This window comes from Nocardioides sp. NBC_00850 (assembly GCF_045207335.1).
Classification (GTDB): Bacteria; Actinomycetota; Actinomycetes; order Propionibacteriales; family Nocardioidaceae; genus Nocardioides.
The window spans coordinates 4,139,471-4,157,631 of sequence record NZ_CP108845.1; the positions used below are offsets into that span (position 1 = coordinate 4,139,471).

15 protein-coding genes are annotated in these 18,161 nt (G+C 69.7%); 2 read left to right on the plus strand and 13 right to left on the minus strand.

The features are described 5' to 3' along the window. Nucleotides 1-67 precede the first annotated feature (67 nt). The 11 genes from thrS to OH802_RS20175 form a co-directional block, all read right to left on the minus strand. Nucleotides 68-1,306, minus strand: coding sequence for a threonine--tRNA ligase (gene thrS, locus OH802_RS20125; RefSeq protein ID WP_406021413.1), 1,239 nt, complete (start codon nt 1,304-1,306; stop codon nt 68-70). A gap of 204 nt (nt 1,307-1,510) precedes the next feature. Next, on the minus strand, nt 1,511-2,278 hold the full coding sequence (locus tag OH802_RS20130; RefSeq protein WP_160023742.1) for a pseudouridine synthase: 768 nt from the start codon (nt 2,276-2,278) through the stop codon (nt 1,511-1,513). Next, nucleotides 2,275-2,955 carry an SMC-Scp complex subunit ScpB gene (scpB, locus tag OH802_RS20135; RefSeq protein WP_406021416.1) on the minus strand — a complete coding sequence of 227 codons (681 nt, stop codon included), beginning with the start codon at nt 2,953-2,955 and terminating at the stop codon, nt 2,275-2,277. The genes OH802_RS20130 and scpB overlap by 4 nt, the downstream gene beginning before the upstream one ends. Beyond that, nucleotides 2,948-3,844, minus strand: coding sequence for a segregation and condensation protein A (locus tag OH802_RS20140; protein ID WP_406029360.1), 897 nt, complete (start codon nt 3,842-3,844; stop codon nt 2,948-2,950). Before OH802_RS20140 ends, scpB begins: the two co-directional genes overlap by 8 nt. Nucleotides 3,845-3,855: 11 nt before the next feature. Beyond that, nucleotides 3,856-4,224, minus strand: a complete 369-nt coding sequence (locus OH802_RS20145) for a hypothetical protein (RefSeq protein WP_160023748.1) — start codon at nt 4,222-4,224, stop codon at nt 3,856-3,858. Beyond that, complete coding sequence (locus OH802_RS20150; RefSeq protein WP_355017245.1) at nt 4,206-5,201, minus strand: AAA family ATPase; 996 nt, start codon at nt 5,199-5,201, stop codon at nt 4,206-4,208. Before OH802_RS20150 ends, OH802_RS20145 begins: the two co-directional genes overlap by 19 nt. A 258-nt stretch (nt 5,202-5,459) precedes the next feature. Beyond that, nucleotides 5,460-5,606 carry a hypothetical protein gene (locus OH802_RS20155; RefSeq protein WP_350839477.1) on the minus strand — a complete coding sequence of 49 codons (147 nt, stop codon included), beginning with the start codon at nt 5,604-5,606 and terminating at the stop codon, nt 5,460-5,462. 30 nt (nt 5,607-5,636) lie between these two features. Further along, a complete protein-coding gene (locus OH802_RS20160) occupies nt 5,637-8,255 on the minus strand; it encodes a DEAD/DEAH box helicase (protein ID WP_406021419.1) in 2,619 nt (872 codons plus the stop codon). Continuing rightward, nucleotides 8,252-9,148 (minus strand): site-specific tyrosine recombinase XerD, encoded by an 897-nt coding sequence (gene xerD, locus OH802_RS20165; protein ID WP_378840886.1) that lies wholly within the window; start codon nt 9,146-9,148, stop codon nt 8,252-8,254. Before xerD ends, OH802_RS20160 begins: the two co-directional genes overlap by 4 nt. Nucleotides 9,149-9,385: 237 nt before the next feature. Next, entirely contained in the window at nt 9,386-10,501 is a 1,116-nt protein-coding gene (gene ald, locus OH802_RS20170) for an alanine dehydrogenase (RefSeq protein ID WP_406021421.1), read from the minus strand. Nucleotides 10,502-10,637: 136 nt separating this feature from the next. Further along, nucleotides 10,638-11,279 (minus strand): NUDIX domain-containing protein, encoded by a 642-nt coding sequence (locus tag OH802_RS20175; protein ID WP_406021423.1) that lies wholly within the window; start codon nt 11,277-11,279, stop codon nt 10,638-10,640. Nucleotides 11,280-11,301: 22 nt separating this feature from the next. Here OH802_RS20175 and pepN point away from each other — a divergent pair, with 22 nt between their 5' ends. Both pepN and OH802_RS20185 read left to right on the plus strand, forming a co-directional pair. Further along, nucleotides 11,302-13,740, plus strand: coding sequence for an aminopeptidase N (gene pepN, locus OH802_RS20180; protein WP_406021425.1), 2,439 nt, complete (start codon nt 11,302-11,304; stop codon nt 13,738-13,740). Nucleotides 13,741-13,827: 87 nt separating this feature from the next. Beyond that, on the plus strand, nt 13,828-14,301 hold the full coding sequence (locus tag OH802_RS20185; RefSeq protein WP_406021427.1) for an SRPBCC family protein: 474 nt from the start codon (nt 13,828-13,830) through the stop codon (nt 14,299-14,301). Nucleotides 14,302-14,363: 62 nt separating this feature from the next. Here the strand turns inward: OH802_RS20185 and OH802_RS20190 are convergent, their stop codons facing one another. Next, entirely contained in the window at nt 14,364-16,076 is a 1,713-nt protein-coding gene (locus OH802_RS20190) for a CTP synthase (protein ID WP_406021429.1), read from the minus strand. A gap of 14 nt (nt 16,077-16,090) precedes the next feature. Beyond that, complete coding sequence (steA, locus tag OH802_RS20195; protein ID WP_406021431.1) at nt 16,091-18,022, minus strand: putative cytokinetic ring protein SteA; 1,932 nt, start codon at nt 18,020-18,022, stop codon at nt 16,091-16,093. Nucleotides 18,023-18,161 lie beyond the last annotated feature (139 nt).

The window sequence follows — 18,161 nt, forward strand, 5'->3', positions numbered from 1 at the left end:
TGTGTGCGATAGCGCTGGGCGTTGTGGCGCGTTGGCTGGTGTCCGCGGACCCGTTACGGCCCAGATCTCACCAGGACATCTCAACCGCCCGAGACATATACGCCGCCTTCATCACCCCCACGAGATCGTCGACATCGACCCGCCGCTCGACACCGGCCCCGACGTCGCGTACCTGAACCTGGCCAGACCCAGCCTCGACCGCCCCGATGACCGCGATCAACGGTTCACGCCGACGACGAGACTCGCGGATCCTGCCCCCGAGCGAGCCGCCCGCGTCCAGGCGCGGACGGAGGCCCTCGGCGACGAGCGCGTCGACGAGCCTGTGGGCCGCGGGGTCCTGAGATGCGGAGACCGGGAGGACGGCGATCTGGGCCGGCGCCAGCCACAGCGGGAGACGACCCTGGTAGCGCTCCAGGAGGGCGGCGGTGACGCGCTCCATCGAGCCGACGGTGCCGCGGTGGACCATCACGACCCGCTGCTGGGAACCGTCGGCGGCGTCGTAGGTGAGGTCGAAGCGCTCGGGCTGGTTGAAGTCGATCTGGACGGTGGCGATGGTCTCGTCATGACCGGCTGGGTCGATGACCTGAAGGTCGAGCTTGGGTCCGTAGAAGGCGGCCTCGCCAGGCGCCACGACGACCTCGACGCCGGCCTCGGCGGCCGCCTTCCTCAGCGCCTCCTCGGCGCCGTCCCACTGCTCGGCGGAGCCGAGGTAGGACGGGGAGGCGTCGCGGAGGGAGAGGCGGACGTAGTCGACCCGCAGACCGAGGATCTCCTGGGCCTTCAGCGCCGAGCGCAGCGCCTTCCCCGCCTCCTCGGCGACCTGGTCGGGGCGGCAGAAGACGTGGGTGTCGTCGAGGTTGATCTGGCGTACCCGGCTCAGCCCCGAGAGCACCCCGGAGCGTTCGGCACGGAACATCGGGGCGAGCTCGTGCAGCCGGATCGGCAGCTCGCGATAGGAGTGCTGGCGGGCCTTGTAGACCAGCGCATGGTGAGGGCAGTTGGCTGGACGGAGCACGAGCTCGTCGCCACTCTCCCCCGCCGGACCCGAACCCACGGCCATCGGCGGGAACATGTCCTCGGCGAACTTCGCCCAGTGACCCGAGCGCTCGAAGAGCGCACGCTTGCCGAGCACCGGGGTCTTGACCGGTACGCAGCCGTCGGCCCGGGCCAGGTCGGCGGCGAGCCGCTCCAGCTCGGCGAAGATGACGGCCCCGTCGGGAAGCCACAGCGGCAGCCCGGATCCGGCCAGCGGGTCGGTGGCGAAGATGTCGAGGTCACGGTTGAGCTCACGATGATCGAGATTCACGGGTAGATGCTCCTTAGGTCGGTGCCCGGAGCACCGCCACCAGAGACGAGAACCGCCCCGGAGCAATGCTCCGGGGCGGTCTGCGAAAAGTGGACAGCAGGTCAGCGCCAGAGTGGGTCCGGCGTCGTCGTGCTCATCGCGCGCTGCTGCATGCCGATCACCTTAACGGCTCAGGCCCACGTACGCACCAGGGTTTCCGACCCGTCAGAGCTCGGTGGTGTCGAGGAGCTCGCCGAGCTCCTCGCGGGAGAGGTCGCGCATCTCACCGGGCTTCATGGTGCCGAGCCGTACCGGGCCGATCCGGGTGCGGGTCAGCCGCGTGACCGGGTGGCCGAGGTGGTCGAGGAGGCGGCGCACGATGCGGTTGCGTCCCTCGTGGATGACCAGCTCGATGATCGACTTGTCCTTGCGGGTCTCCATGATCCGGGCCTTGGTCACGGTCACCGGGCCGTCCTCGAGGGTGACACCGGCGAGGAGCCGCTTGCGTACGTTGGGAAAGATCTCGCCACTGACCTCGGCGACATAGGTCTTGTCGACCTCGTAGCTGGGGTGCGCCAGCCGGTGGGCGAAGTCACCGTCGTTGGTGAGGATGATCAGGCCCTCGGTGTCGGTGTCGAGGCGGCCGACGTGGAACAGACGCTCCGGGCGGTCGGCGACCAGGTCGGAGAGGTTGCGGCGCCCCTCGGGGTCGCTCATCGTCGAGACCACGCCACGCGGCTTGTTGAGGGCCAGGTAGACCTTGCCGGAGATCGGGGGGAGCCGCTTGCCGTCGACGCGTACGACATCCTTGCCGGGGTCGACCTTGGTGCCGAGGCGGGTGACCACCTCTCCGTTGACCTCGACGGAGCCGTTGAGCATCAGGATCTCGCTGCCGCGTCGCGACGCGATGCCGGCCAGGGCCAGCAGCTTCTGGAGCCGGATCAGGCCCTCGTCGTCCAGCGGCAGATCGTCTCGCTCAGGCAGGTCACTCACGCTTGCGATTCTGCCGTATCCGCCGAGTCATCCCCATTTGCCGCGCTCTCTTCGGGCTGTGCGGCGAGCGCCTCCTGGCTGACCTGCTCGGTCAGCTCCTCCTCCATGTCCGCGAGGTCGGGCAGATAGGGAGCCAGCTCCGGCAGCTCGCCGAGGTCGGTGATGCCGATCCGCTCCAGGAAGTAGCCGGTCGTGCGGTAGAGGTTGGCGCCGGTCTCGTGGTCCTGGCCGGCCTCCTCGACGAGACCGCGGGTGAGCAGCGTACGCATCACGCCATCGACGTTGACGCCACGGATCGCGGAGACACGGGCGCGCGAGACGGGCTGCTTGTAGGCGACCACGGCCAGCGTCTCCAGGGCCGCCTGGGTCAGCCGGGCCTGCTGACCCTCGAGCACGAAACCCTCGACGACGGCGGCGTACTCCTCGCGGGTGTAGAACCGCCAGCCGCCCGCGACGTTGCGCAGGTCGAAGCCGCGGCCCTGCTCGGTGTATTCGGCCGCCAGGGCCTCCAGGGCATCGATCACCGCGGCCGTCGGGTGTCCCACCGCCGAGGCCAGCGAGGCCGCCGCCAGCGGCTCGTCGGCGACCATCAGCACCGCCTCGAGCGCGGGCCGCAGGTCGGCGAACTCGATCGCAAGGGTCTCCTCGGTGGTCTCCCCTGTCGCAGCCTCAGTCATCGTCCTTCTCCCCGTCATCGGCGCCGCCCTCCGCGGGCGGCTGCCCCTCGAACTCGTCCTGGATCAGCTCATCGACATCGAGCGCCTCATCGCCGGTCCAGCGTACGGTCAGCTCGCCCAGCGCGGTGACCTGGTCGAAGGCGACCGCACCCTCGCGGAAGAGCTCCAGCAGCGAGAGGAACCGGGCCACGGTGGTCAGCGTGTCCGGCGAGTCGGAGCACAGGCCACGGAAGGTCACCTGTCCCCCGGCGCGCAGCCGCTCGATGACCAGCGCCGCCTGCTCCTTGACCGAGGCCTTCGAGCCGTGGATGTGGGCGAGCCCGATCTCGGGCGGCCCCGGCTTGGGGGCCATCGCAGCCGCGGCGAGCTGGGCGAACTGCTCCAGCCCGATCCCGATCAGCACCTCGGGCAACAGCCCCGCATAGCGCGGCTCGAGCTGCACCGAGCGTGGGTGTCGCTTGGACTCCTTCGCGAGCCGCTCGCCAAAGACGGCCGCGACCAGCTTGAACGCCTTGTACTGCAGCAGCCGCGCGAAGAGGAGGTCGCGCGCCTCGAGCAGCGCGAGGTCCTCCTCGTCCTCGACGTCACCCTGCGGCAGCAGCCGAGCCGCCTTCAGGTCGAGCAGCGTGCTCGCGACCAGCAGGAAGTTGGAGGTCTGCTCGAGGTCCCAGGACCCGCTGTCGGCGGCGCCCTTCTTGACGTAGGCGATGAACTCGTCGGTCACCGTGGCCAGGGAGACCTCGGTGATGTCGAGCTTGTGCTTGGCGATCAGGCTGAGCAACAGGTCGAAGGGACCTTCGAAGTTGCCGAGGTGGACCTCGAAACCCCCGGTGCCGCTCGACTCCTGCTCGGCCCCCGCAGGGCCATCCGTCGTCGGCCCAGCCGGCATCTGCGTGACCGTCACTCGGCGAGCCGGTGCACGAGGGCGCTGTCGTCCCCGTACTCCTCGAGGTCGGCCAGCACGATCGCGAGCGCCTCGCGCACCAGTCGGCCGCGGTCGACCGCGATGCTGTGCTTGGCCCGCAGGTTGAGCCGGGCGTGCTCGAGGTCGAGCAGCTCCTCGGAGGTGATGTAGACCGTCATCTTCTCGTCATGACGTACGCGGCCGCTGGACCGCTTCTTGGCGGCAGGCGTCTCCTCGGCCGGCTCGGGCACGGCGTGCACCGGGCGGGCCTTCGCCTCGGCGGCAGGCCCGGCGGCGGCAGCGCCGTCGGACGTACGCCTGAAGAGGTCGTCGGCTGCCGGAACCCTCACTCGCCGCGTTGCCATCGGGCCAGCACCTCCTTGGCGAGCATCCGGTAGGAGTCGGCGCCGGTGGAGCTGGAGGCGTACTCGGTGATCGGCTCGCCGACCACGGTGGAGTCGGCGAACTTCACGGTGCGGCGGATGACGCTGTGGAAGACGCGGTCGCCCCAGCCGTTGACGAGGGTCTCCATGACCTCGCGGCTGTGCATGGTGCGGCTGTCGTACATCGTGCCCAGTATCCCGTCGATCTTCAGACGCGGGTTGAGCCGCTCCTGAACCTTGTCGATGGTGTCCTTGAGCAGCGCGACGCCACGCAGCGCGAAGTATTCGCACTCCAGCGGCACGACCACGGAGTCGGAGGCGGTGAGCGCGTTGACGGTCAGCAGGCCCAGGCTCGGCTGGCAGTCGATCAGGATCACGTCGTAGTTGGCGACGGCCGGAGCCAGGGCGCGGGCCAGGGTCTGCTCGCGGGCGACCTCCTGGACGAGCTGCACCTCGGCGGCGGAGAGGTCGATGTTGGCCGGGAGCAGGTCGACGCCGTCGATGCCGGAGGGGACGACGACGTCGTCGAGCGTGATGTCACGCTCCATCAGCAGGTTGTAGACGGTCAGCTCGATCTCGTTGGGCTGGAGACCCAGACCGACCGAGAGCGATCCCTGCGGGTCGAAGTCGACCATCAGGACCTTGCGGCCGTGCTCGGCCAGCGCGGCACCCAGGTTGATGGTGGTCGTGGTCTTGCCGACGCCACCCTTCTGGTTGACCATCGCGACCGTGCGCGCGGGGCCGCCGGTGGCGGGGCCGGGCTCGGGGAGGTTGGGCCAGGGGCGACCGGTGGGGCCCTTCTTGTTCTTGCCCGGGCCGTCGAACGAGCCCGCGTCGGGCTCGGGGGCGTTGGCGCGCAGCCGGGCCGAGGGCGGATAGGCCGGCGGCGGGGCTGCCGGCGTCTGCGGAGGCATCTGCGGCGCGGTCGCGCCACCTGCTCCGAAATAGCTGTCTTCCATTCCTCCACCCCCGGTTCAGTTGCCGCGGCCCTGGGACGATCACGGCTAGCGGGTCTATATGTCGACACGGCGACTCTAAGACCCGGATCTGCGCGACTGTAGGAGCCGCGCCGGGCGTGTCACAAGGCAAATCCGGGTGATTCTGCTACGCGACCGGAATCTGTTGATGACCTGTGCACTTGGCGCACCGCCAGCCCCACAGGAAGGGCCTTCGCTGTGGAGAAACCTGTGGATGAATCTCCGCTCGAACAGCCGGTCTCAGTGCGACCGACGGCGCTTCTGGAACTGGTCGTAGGCCTTGCCCGCAGCGTCCTTGATCTTCTTCTGGTTCTCGGGCTTGCGAGCCTCGTTGGCGATCTTGGCGATGGCCGCGACGACGACGGGGTTCTTCAGTAGCTTGCGCACGCCCCAACGCTAGCGGAACGGAGCAACCCGTCACAGCCGACGCATCGCCACCGTCGCCAGGACCAGCTCGCCGGCCTCGTCGCTCGCGTCCAGGTCGGCCACCGCCTCGATCACCCAGTCGTGGTCGCCGGCCGGGTCGTCGAGGGTCTGAGTGACCCGCCAGATGCGGGTCTCGTCGTACGTCTCGTCCTCCTCGTCCACCCCCGCCGGGGCGCCGCGCTCGGCGGTCCAGGTGAGCAGCTTGGGCGAGCGCGAGTCGGCGGAGATGCCCACGTCGTCGTGCTCGGCGAAGTAGGCCTCGAGGGCGTCGTCCCAGCGGGACCTGGTCATCACGACGTCGCGCGACGGCTCGACCCGGTCGGCGGCGGAGCGCTCCAGCGACATCAGCGTGTCGAGGTCGTCTCGCGAGACCGCGTCGACCCGGGCCCACATCGCGTTGCGGACCATGATCTCGAACGCACGGGTCTGCTGGGACAGCGACCGCGGCGGCGGTGGCGCCTCGTGGTGGGCGACTGCCGACGGGATGTGCTCGGGGTCGGAGAGCGCCTCCCACTCGTCGAGCAGCGAGGAGTCGGTCTGCCGGATGGTCTCCCCCAGCCACTCGATCAGGTCCTCGATCTCGGGGCTCTTGTGGGTCTCGGGGAGGGTGTGCCGGAAGGTGCGGTAGGCGTCGGTCAGGTAGCGCAGCACCAGGCCCTCGGAGCGGGCGAGCTGGTAGCGACGTACGACGTCGGTGAAGGTCATCCCCTGCTCGTACATCTCGCGCAGGATCGACTTCGGGTCGAGGGCGTCCTCGGGCAGCCACGGGTGGGTGCCGCGGTAGACCTCGAAGAGCGCCTCGAGCCGCTCGGCCATCGGCTTGGGCCAGGTGATCTCCTCGATGAGCGCCATCCGCTCGTCGTACTCGACGCCGTCGGCCTTCATGTTCTCGATCGCCTTGCCGCGGGCCTCGTGCTGCTGGGCGAAGAGGATCTGGCGCGGGGGCTCGAGGACGGACTCGATCACCGAGACGATCTCGAGGGTGTGCTCCGGGGACTCCGGATCGAGCGTGTCCAGCGCGGCGAGGGCGAAGTGAGCCAGCGGCTGGTTGAGCGCGAAGTCGGCGGGCAGGTCCTCGGTGAGGACATAGCGCCGCCCGTACGCATCAGGCTCGGCGAGCCTGGTCAGGACCCCGCTGTGGACCAGCGAGCGGGTCAGGCGCAGGGCCCGGCGGGCGAGCTTGAGCTGGGTGCGCCGCTCCTCGTGGTTGTCCATGGTGATCCGGCGCATCACCTCGAAGGCGTCCTCGTCGCGGGCGACCACGTTGAGGATCATCGAGTTGTCGACCTTCATCTTGCTCTGCAGCGGCTCGGGCGCGCCGTCGACGAGCTTGGTGAAGGTCGCCTCGGTCCACACGACCGTGCCCTCGGGCGGCTTCTTGAGCTGGGCCTTGGAGTTCTTCTTGCCCGCCTTGCGGCGCTCCTCGGACTTCGCCTTGGCCTTCTCGTTCTCGATGATGTGCTCAGGCGCCTGGACGACGACGTAGCCCTGGGTGTCGAAGCCCGCCCGGCCGGCTCTTCCTGCGATCTGGAGGAACTCCCTGGTGCGCAGGATGCGCTGGCGGCGCCCGTCGAACTTGGCCAGGCCGGTGAAGAGCACGGTGCGGATCGGGACGTTGATGCCGACGCCGAGGGTGTCGGTGCCGGCGATGACCTTGAGCAGCCCGGCCTGGGCTAGCTGCTCGACCAGCCTTCTGTATCTGGGGAGCATGCCGGCGTGGTGGACGCCGATGCCCTTGCGCAGCAGCTTGGAGAGGGTCTTGCCGAAGCCGGCGGCGAAGCGGACCGGCTCGAGCCGCTTGGCGATCTGGTCCTTCTCCTCGTTTGAGAGCTTCAGCCAGCCGGCGTTGAGCAGGGAGGTGCCGTGGGTGACGGCGTCCTTCTGGGTGAAGTGGACGACGTAGACGGGCGCCTGGCCGGTGGTGACGAGCTCCTCGAGGGTCTCCTGGAGCGGCGTGAGGCGCCAGTCGAAGGTGAGCGGAACGGGTCGTTCCGCCTGGTCGACGAGGACGGTCTCGCGGCCGTTTCGCCTGGTCATGTCCTTGGCCAGGGCGCTGGTGTCGCCGAGGGTCGCGGAGAGCAGCAGGAACTGGGCCTGCGGGAGCTCAAGCAGCGGCACCTGCCACGCCCAGCCGCGGTCGGGCTCGCCGTAGTAGTGGAACTCGTCCATGATCACGAGCCCGACGTCGGCGTGTTTTCCTTCTCGCAGCGCGAGGTTGGCGAGCACCTCGGCGGTGCAGCAGATGATCGGGGCGTCGGCGTTGACGCTCGCGTCGCCGGTGAGCATGCCGACGTTCTCGGCGCCGAACGTCTCGACGAGGTCGAAGAACTTCTCGCTGACCAGCGCCTTGATCGGCGCGGTGTAGAAGGAGACCTTGTCCTCGGCCAGCGCCGCCGCGTGCGCGCCCGCCGCGACCAGCGACTTCCCCGAGCCCGTCGGCGTCGCCAGGATGACGTTGTCGCCTGCCAGGATGGACATGATCGCCTCGTCCTGATGGGGGTAGAGGCTGCGGCCGCTCCCCTCGGCCCACGCCACGACCGCCTCGTAGACGTCGTCGGGGCTCGCTCCGACCTTGGGGATCCAGTCGCCGGGTTTGGTCGAAACGGTCACAGGGCCCTCGGGTGTGCGGTCGCGAAGACCTCTCGGAGATTGTCCACGGTGACAAGAGTGTAGATCTGCGTCGTGGTCACCGACGCATGGCCCAGCAGCTCCTGCACGACACGTACGTCGGCGCCGCCGTCCAGCAGGTGGGTGGCGAAGGAGTGGCGCAGGGTGTGGGGCGAGACGTCCTTGTGGATCCCGGCGCGCTCGGCGGCACGGGTCAGGACGGTCCAGGCCGACTGGCGGGAGAGGCGGCCGCCGCGGGCGTTGAGGAAGAGCGCGCCACCCGAGCGGGCGGCTGCGAGGTCGGGGCGGGCCCGGGTCAGGTAGGCCTCGACCGCCTCGATGGCGTAGGAGCCGACCGGGACGATCCGCTCCTTGCCGCCCTTGCCTCGCAGGAGTACGACGTGGTCGACCCGGTCGAGGTCGTCAACATCGAGGCCGACCGCCTCGGAGATGCGGGCGCCGGTGCCGTAGAGCACCTCGAGGAGGGCCCGGTCGCGCAGCGCGAGCGGCGTCCCGGGCGCGCCCGCCGCCTCCAGGATCGCCTCCACGTCGGCCAGCGGGAGCGCCTTCGGGAGTCGCTTCTCCGCGCGCGGGGGCTTCACGTGGCCGGCCGGGTTGGCCTCGACCAGCCCGTCGGCCACCGCGAACTTGTGGAACCCGCGCACCGCGACGACCGTCCGCGCCGCCGAGGTCGCGCTGAGCGCCGGATGCTCTTCGCTGCCTTCGCGCAGGTGTGCCAGGAACCCCGACACCGTCGCCTCCGAGACCCCGGCGAGGTCATCGACGCGTTGCTGGGCGAGGAACTCGGCGTACCTCCTCAGGTCGCGGCGGTAAGAGGACAGCGTGTTGGCCGCGAGCCCTCGCTCGACGGTGAGGTGGTCGAGATACGTACGCATCGCGTGCTCCACCGCTGAAGCGGAGCCCGAGGCATTGGATACCGCCGAAGCGGAGCTCGAGACGTTCGATGCGGCGGTCACGGGTCCATCCAACCAGGGGTGGTGGATCCGGTCGGGGAGGAATACCCGGTTAACCGGGCCCTACTAATTTTTATGGCCGGCACTTCTCGGGCAGTGCAATGCCCGAGAAGTGCCGGAATTGCCTGTACGGCGTGACTCCTGTGACTCCTGAGGAGATCAGCCGAGCACGTCCGCGAGCGCGACGGAGTCGATGCCGACCGCCTCGCCGACGGGACCGTAGGTGAGCTGGCCGGCGTGGGTGTTGAGGCCCTTGGCGAGCGCGGCGTCGTCACGCAACGCCTGGGCCCAGCCCTTGTTCGCCAGGGCGACGGCGTACGGCATCGTCGCGTTCGTGAGCGCGTAGGTGGAGGTGTTGGGCACCGCGCCGGGCATATTGGCCACGCAGTAGAAGGTGGAGTTGTGGACCTGGTAGGTCGGGTCCGCGTGGGTGGTGGCGTGGGAGTCCTCGAAGCAGCCACCTTGGTCGATGGCGATGTCGACGAGCACCGAGCCCGGCTTCATCCGCGAGACCAGGTCGTTGGTGACCAGCTTCGGCGCGGCCGCGCCCGGGATCAGCACGGCGCCGATGACCAGGTCGGCCTGGAGCACCTGCTCCTCGAGCGCGAGCTTGTTCGACGCGAGACCGTGGACCTGGTTGGAGTAGCGCCAGAACGACATCCGCAGCTTCTCCAGGTCAGTGTCGAGCAGCGTGACGTCCGCGCCCATCCCCAGAGCGATGTTGGCGGCGTTCTGCCCGGAGACGCCGGCACCGATGATGACGACCTTGGCGTTGGCGACACCGCCGACACCACCCATCAGCGTGCCGCGGCCGCCCTGGGCCTTGAGCAGGTTGTAGGCGCCGACCTGCGGCGCCAGGCAGCCGGCGACCTCCGACATCGGGTAGAGCAGCGGCAGCGCCCGGTTGGGCAGCTCGACGGTCTCGTACGCGATCGCGGTGACCTTCTTGGCCAGCAGCTCCTGGGTCAGCGGCTTGTCGGCGGCCAGGTGGAGGTAGGTGAACAGGGTCAGGCCCTCGCGCAGGCGGTGGTACTCCTCCGCGACCGGCTCCTTGACCTTGAGCACCATGTCGGCGTTGCCCCAGGTCTCGTCGGCATCTCCGAGGATCTTGGCGCCGACCGCGGCGTAGTCGCTGTCCGGGATCGAGGAGCCGACGCCGGCACCGGCCTCGACGAAGACCTCGTGGCCGTTGGCCACCAGCTCGTGGACGCCCGAGGGGGTGATCGCCACCCGGTACTCGTGGTTCTTGACTTCCTTGGGTACGCCGATTCTCATTGTGTTTCTTCCCCTGAATGTGGTGGTCCGTGGGTCTACGGGTCAGCCGGATGTGCGCCGCCTGACGCGGCATGTCTAACCCGGTGTGGCGCAAGTCACCAAAATCACGTCGCTCGGTCCTGACCAGACCCCCTGATCAGACTCTGCCACGAGACTTGAGAGCCGCGTACGCAAGCACGGCCTGGACTACCGGCGAGTCGGTCGCCCGGCCGCTCAGCACGGCCTCCAGGAGCTCCTCGAAGGGCACCCAGTGGACGCTCATCTCGGCCTCCTCGTGCTCGAGCTCGAAGCCGTCGCGGTCACTGGCGGTGAGGCCGCGGGCGAGGAAGAAGTGGTGGATCTCCTCGGTGAGCCCGGGCGAGGCGTACGTCGAGAGCAGCGGCGTCCACTCGGAGGCCTCGTGGGCCACCTCCTCGCGCAGCTCGCGCACGGCGACGTCGACCGGGTCCTCGCCGGGATAGTCGATCAGGCCGGCCGGCAGCTCGACGAAGCGCCGTTTGGCGGGATGGCGGTACTGGGTGATGACCAGGGCCCGCTCCTCCTCGTCGAGCGCCAGCACGACCGCGGCGCCCGGGTGCTCGACGACCAGGCGGCGGAACGGCTCCTCGTCCTCGTGGCCGGGACGGTTGATCCGGTCGGCACGCAGCGCGACCACCCAGCCGTCGCGGTGGAGGTCCTCGCTCGAGGCGACCGGCCAGCTCTCCGGGACGTCCCACTCGGTGAGCGGTCCCTGGTCCAGCGGCACGGGCGAGTCGGAAATTCGTGCGTCCGATGTCATGGCCCGAGGCTACCCTCGGCTCATGTCTCAGACCTCCCCCGCCGCCCCTGCCTCTCTCACCCAGGAGGAGGCGGCCGCGCGGGCCGCCACGGTCACCGTCGAGCGCTACGACATCTCGCTCGACATGACCGGCCTGCTGGAGGGCGAGACGCTCTCCAGCGTCTCCACGATCACCTTCTCCGCCACCCCCGGCTCGAGCACGTTCGTCGACTGCGTGGCGGAGGTCAGCGCGGCCACGCTCAACGGCACGGAGCTCGACCTCGCCACGATCAGCGCCGGCCGGATCCCGCTCGAGGACCTCGCCGAGACCAACACCCTGGTCGTCACCGCCTCCCAGTCCGACACCGCCTCCTCCGAGGGCGTGCTGCGCACCGTCGACCCCTCCGACGGCAACGTCTACGTGTGGACCTCCTTCGAGCCCGACGACGCCCGTCGGCTGTGGGCCTGCTTCGACCAGCCCGACCTCAAGGCCGTGCACGGGTTCACCGTGACCGCGCCCGAGCAGTGGACGGTGCTCTCCAACTCCGCACCCGCGAACGTCTCGGACGCGGCGGACGGCGCGCGGACCTGGGTCTTCGAGGACACTCCCCCGCTCTCGACGTACGTCGTGGTGGTCAACGCCGGGCCGTTCGTCGAGGTCCGCGAGGAGCGCGGCGGCTACGACCTGGGGCTATACGCCCGTCAGTCGCTCCGCAGCCAGCTCGAGCGGGACCAGGAGGAGATCCTGCAGGTCACCGAGCACGGGCTGGCCTGGTTCGGAACCAAGTTCGGGATGCCGTTCCCGCAGCGTCGCTACGACCAGATCTTCGTGCCCGACATGGGCGGCGCGATGGAGAACTGGGGCGCGGTCACCCACAGCGACGTGTTCCTCTACCGCACGGCACCGACCCACGCCGACCGGACCGAGCGCACCAACGTGGTCCTCCACGAGATGGCGCACATGTGGTTCGGCGACCTGGTCACGATGCGCTGGTGGGACGACCTGTGGCTCAACGAGGCCTTCGCCTCGTGGGCGGCCGTGTGGGCCTCGGCCGCGCTCCCCGACTACGCCGACGTGTGGGCCTCGATCGCGCTGACCGAGAAGAAGGCGGGCTACGACATCGACGCGACGCCGGCCACCCACCCGATCCGTGGGGTGGTGCCCAGCGTCGACGTCGCGATGGCCAACTTCGACGCGATCACCTACATGAAGGGTCAGGCCGTGCTGCAGCAGCTGCACGCCTACATCGGCGAGGAGGCCTACCTCGCCGGGCTGCAGTCCTACTTCGCCGAGCACGCCTACGGCAACACCGTCCTCGACGACCTGATGGGCGCCTTCGGCGCGGCCGCGGGCAAGGACCTCTCCGCCTGGACCACCGCGTGGCTCGATCACGCCGGCACCGACGTGATCACCCTCGCCGACGGCAAGGTGTCGGTCACCAGCCCGGACGGGACCGTACGTCCCCACCGGCTCGACATCGCCTCCTACGACGCCTCCGGCGCCCTGCTCGCCACCACTCCGGTCACCGTGGCCGGCGAGCCCGTCGCGGTCTCGCTCCCCGATGCCGCCGCGCACCTGGTCAACGCGACCGACGTGACCTTCGCGGCGGTGCGCTCGGACGATGCCAGCGAAGCCTGGCTCGGCCAGAACGCCGGCCTGCTGCCCGATGCGGTGGCGCGGGCGGTCGCGGTCAACAGCGCCTGGACGGCCCTGTTCCGTGGCGAGATCGCCGGTCCCGAGGTCGTCTCGCGCGTCCTCTCGGTCCTCGAGAACGAGCGCAACCCGCAGGTCACCGGCGAGTTCCTGGGCATGGCCGTCACCGCTGCCGAGCTGTGGACGGCGCCCGAGCGGGTCGCCGAGCAGCGCGCGCTGGTCGCCGGAGGGGCCGCGGCGCTCGCCGAGGACCCGGCCAACCGCGACACCGCTCTGCGCGTCCTCGCCTCGCACGCCTCCACGCCCGAGCAGCTCGCGCTGGCCGAGGAAGGGGCCGCCGAGGACGTACAGGTGGCCTGGCGGTTGCTCGGCCGGCGCGCCGAGACGGGCGACTACGACGCCGAGGCGGTCGCCGCTCTGGAGGCACGCGACCCGGACCCCGAGTCCTGGGTCAGTGCTCTGGGTGTACGCACCGCGCAGCCGCTCGCGGAGGCCAAGGAGGAGGCCTGGCAGGTGTCCATGATCGAGCGCCGGTTGCCGCGCACCGACGGCGGATACGCGTTGAGCTCGGCGTTCTGGCGGCCCGGCCAGGAGGAGATCCTGGCTCCGTACGCCCACCGCTATCTCGACGCCGTCGCCGCCATCAGGGGTGGCGGGCTGCTCGCCTACGGGCTCCAGCTCCGCTTCTACCCGGTGCAGGCCGGTGAGGAGGTCGCCGCTGCCGCACGCGCCGCCTGTGAGGGCGACACGCTGGTCCCCTTCGTCCGTCAGACGATCATCCGCATGGCCGACGTGCACTCGCGGCAGGTCGCGGCCCGCGCGCTGTAGCGCAGCCAGAATCCGGGCCCGAGAAGGTATGGCCCGCGAAGACGGCGGGTACCCCTCGTGTCGTACGCAATCGAGAGGAGACACGACATGAGCACGATCGAGAAGAGCGTCCAGGTCGCGGTCCCGGTCAGCACCGCGTACGACCAGTGGACCCAGTTCGAGTCGTTCCCCCAGTTCATGGAGGGCGTCGAGTCGGTCAAGCAGCTCGACGACAAGCACCTGCACTGGAAGGCCGAGATCGGCGGCGTGACGCGCGAGTGGGACGCCGAGATCGTCGATCAGGTTCCCGATGAGCGGATCACCTGGCGCGCCGTGGAGGGTGCCCAGAACAAGGGGACGGTGTCGTTCACCCAGGACCCGATGGCGAAGACGACCCAGGTGACGCTCCGCCTGGAGTACGAGCCCGAGGGCGCGGTCGAGAAGACCGGTGACGTTCTCAAGATCGTCGACATGCGGGCCAAGGGCGACCTCGATCGCTTCAAGAACTTCATCGAGCACCGCGGCACCGAGACCGGTGCCTGGCGCGGCGAGGTGAAGCCGACCGGCGAGGTACGTCGCTGACACACAGACACAGAGCCCCTGGATCCGGAAACACCGGTCCCAGGGGCTCTGTCAACTGATACTCAGGCGTCAGCCGTCTCCGGCAGCTCGACCTCGCTGACCTCACGGCGCAGGTTGGTCTCGTCGATCGGGAACCGCTGCTCCTTCTGCCGGTCGAGGGCCGCCTTCACCAGCCCGGCGAAGAGCGGGTGCGGGCGGGTCGGCCGCGAGCGGAGCTCGGGGTGGGCCTGGGTGGAGACGTAGTAGGGGTGTACGTCGCGGGGCAGCTCGACGAACTCGACGAGCTGGTTGTCCGGCGAGAGGCCGGAGAAGACCAGGCCGGCGTCCTCCAGCTGGTCGCGGTAGGCGTTGTTGACCTCGTACCGGTGGCGGTGACGCTCCTCGATGGAGGTCTCGCCGTAGACCTCGGCCGCGATCGAGCCCTTCTTGAGCTCGGCCGGGTAGAGCCCCAGGCGCATGGTGCCACCGAGGTCGCCCGCGCCCTCGACGTACGCCTTCTGCTCCTCCATCGTCGCGATGACGGGCTCGGGGGTCTCGGCGTCGAACTCGGTGGAGTCGGCCTTCTCCAGGCCGAGCACGTTGCGGGCGTACTCGATGACCATGCACTGCAGACCCAGGCACAGGCCGAGCGTGGGGATCTGGTGGATGCGGGTGTAGGTCAGCGCGCCGAGCTTGCCCTCCAGGCCGCGGATGCCGAAGCCGCCGGGGACGCAGACGGCGTCGACGTCGTGGAGGTTCTTCGCGGCGCCCTCGGGGGTCTCGCACTCGTCGGAGGGGATCCAGCGGATGTTGACCTTGGCCTCGTTGGCGAAACCGCCCGCGCGCAGCGCCTCGCCGACGCTCAGGTAGGCGTCGGGGAGGTCGATGTACTTGCCGACCAGGGCGATGGTGAGCTCTTCCTTGGGGTGGTGCACCCGGCGGAGCAGGTCTTCCCACAGCGCCCAGTCGACGTCACGGAAGGGCAGGTCGAGCTTGCGTACGACATAGGCGTCCAGGCCCTCGCGGTGGAGCACCTTCGGGATGTCGTAGATGCTCGGGGCGTCGGCGGCGGTCACCACGGCGTCCTCGTCGACGTCGCACATGAGCGCGATCTTGCGCTTGATGCCCTCGGGCAGCTCACGGTCGGCGCGGCACACGATGGCGTCGGGCTGGATGCCGATCTGGCGCAGCGCCATCACCGAGTGCTGGGTCGGCTTCGTCTTGAGCTCCTTGGACGGGCCGATGTAGGGCACCAGGGAGACGTGCACGAAGAAGACGTTGTCGCGGCCGAGGCGCTGGCGCACCTGGCGGGCGGCCTCGAGGAACGGGAGCGACTCGATGTCGCCGACGGTGCCGCCGATCTCGGTGATCACCACGTCGATCTCTGGGCCGTGCATGGCCAGGACCCGCTCGGAGATCTCGTCGGTGATGTGCGGGATCACCTGGACGGTCTCGCCGAGGTAGTCGCCGCGGCGCTCCTTGGCGATCACGTTGGAGTAGACCTGCCCGGTGGTCACGTTGGCGTGGCCGACCAGGTCGGTGTCGAGGAACCGCTCGTAGTGGCCGATGTCGAGATCGGTCTCGGCACCGTCGTTGGTCACGAAGACCTCACCGTGCTGGAACGGGTTCATGGTGCCGGGGTCCACGTTGAGGTACGGGTCCAGCTTCTGCATGGTCACGCTCAGACCACGCGAACGGAGAAGACGGCCGAGGGACGATGCCGTCAGGCCCTTTCCCAATGAGGAGGCGACGCCCCCGGTGACAAAAATGTGCTTGGTCAAGCTCGCCGACTTCATGGGCCTCAATCCTATCAACGCTTCAGCAGGCCACCGAAACCTGACGCACCGAAATCGCCACCTTGTTGACTCATCTGTCGAGCCAGCGCGAGCGGAGCGGCGACCTGACCGGTGCTGGTCTCGATGCCGTCGACCGACGCGAACCAGCCCGGCCAGTCGTTGGCGCGGAGCGTCTCGAGGTCCTCGGAGCCCGTGGGGGCCGTCACGACCAGGCCTTTCGTGGTCGCGCCGAGACCCTCGACCAGGCCCTCGACCGCGGTCGTGTCCGCGCTGTCGTCGCCGAGGACGACCAGGACGAGGCCGGCCGGTCCGGTCGGTCGTCCCTGGGCCTTGACCAGGTCGCCGGTGAGCAACGCCACAGCGGCGGTCTTCGCGGGCTGGTCGAACGCTGTCGGCGGCTTCGTACCGGCGTAGGTCTCCCCGATCACCTGGCCCATCCGCTGATAGGTCGCCTGTTTCGTGTCGCCCCGGCCCAGCTGCTTGACCAGCTGGGTGGCCAGGCTGTCGACGTACTGCTTGCGGTCGGGGTCCAGCAGATTCGGTCGTACGTCGAGCACCCCTGTGGTCTCGCCGCCGGCCGTCTCGATATTGCCGGTGAGCGCGTCGACCGTCTTCCGGTCGGCGCCGGGAAGGGTGACGACGGCGACCTTCTGGCCGGTGAGCGTGCCGGGTAGGAGCGCGTCGCCGGCTTCGGCGACGAACTGGGCCTCGGCGCTCTGCTGGGGGTCCTTCGCGGCCTTCGTCTCGCTCTCGCCGGAGGTGGGGCTCGCCGCCGCTCCGTCGCCGGCTCTGTTCGCGATTCCCGTGCCGATCGCGGTGAGGTCGTGGTCGGCCACCCAGACGCCGGCGGGTACGCCGATCGCCAGCGCCGTCACCGCCGCCAGGACCGGAAGGACGAGCCGACGGCTGCGGGGCTCCTTGCGGCGCACCGCCGGAACCGCGGACGCGTCGATCAGCGTCGGGCCGAGGGCGAGCCGGGTCAGGTAGGTGCCGGCCAGGCCCGGGCGCTGGTCCTCGAGGAAGTCGGTCAGCGTGGTGCTCAGCCCGGCCCCGACCACCAAAGAGGGGTGCTGGGCGTAGGCGACCAGGAGGGCGGCGTCCTCGGGGGCGAGGGCGGACTCGAACCGCTTCGGCTGCACGCCGATCCGGTCGAGGAGCTCGGTGGCGTTCTCGCTCGCGGAGGCGCCGGGGGCGAGGACGACCTCGGCGGCGCTGGTGAGCACCTTCGGTTCGGGGTAGCCGTCGGTGTCGGGGCCCAGGACGATCACGGCGTGGCGTACCTGCTTCTTGGTCAGCCTCTTCGCCGCGGGGCCCACCGCGATGACGGCCGGGCGCTGCTCGCGCAGGAAGCCGGAGAGGTCGCCGAGGAGCCGGTCCAGGTCGGGGTGGTCGGCGACCACCACGACGGGCCGGCCCGCCAGGGGCGTGTCGAGAGGAGGTACGCCGTTGCCGTGCAGCAGCACCTCCTCCTCGCGCTTGAGCAGCTCGCTGCTGTTGTGGGTGAAGAGATCCAGGTGGGAGCTCAGGCCCCGCTTGGCGTCCTCGAGGTCCTTGTCGAGGGACTCCTGGTCGACCGCACGGCCCGAGGTCAGCAGCTGCTCACCGTCGAAGATCTCGCCGTCGAGGATCCGGGCCTTCCGCCCGTCGACCAGCTTCTCCAGCCCCGCCTCGCCGATCTTGTCGATCAGCTCGATCCCGGCGTCGGCCAGCGTCTGCGGGCCCCGGTTCGGGTAGCGGCCCGAGACCAACGGCTGGGCGTTGACCACGGCGATCACGCCCTTGGCCACGATCGCCAGCGCGGTGCTCCGGTCCAGGTCGACATGGTCGATGACCGCGATGTCGCCCTCTTTGAGCCGCGGGATCAGGGCCCTGGTCGGCCGCCCCGCGCGGAGCGTGCCGCGGATGCCTGGCAGTACGGAGGGAATCTGGCGAGTAGGCAGTCTCATGTCCCGCCAATCCTCCCCCGTCGCCGGCGCGCGTCCCAGGATCTCCCATCCGGCGAGTCGGTCGTCGTGGCGGCCGAATGCGTACGTTTGGCGGCCGAGTCGGTCGTTGTGGCGTGTGTCGTTCGCCACAACGACCGAC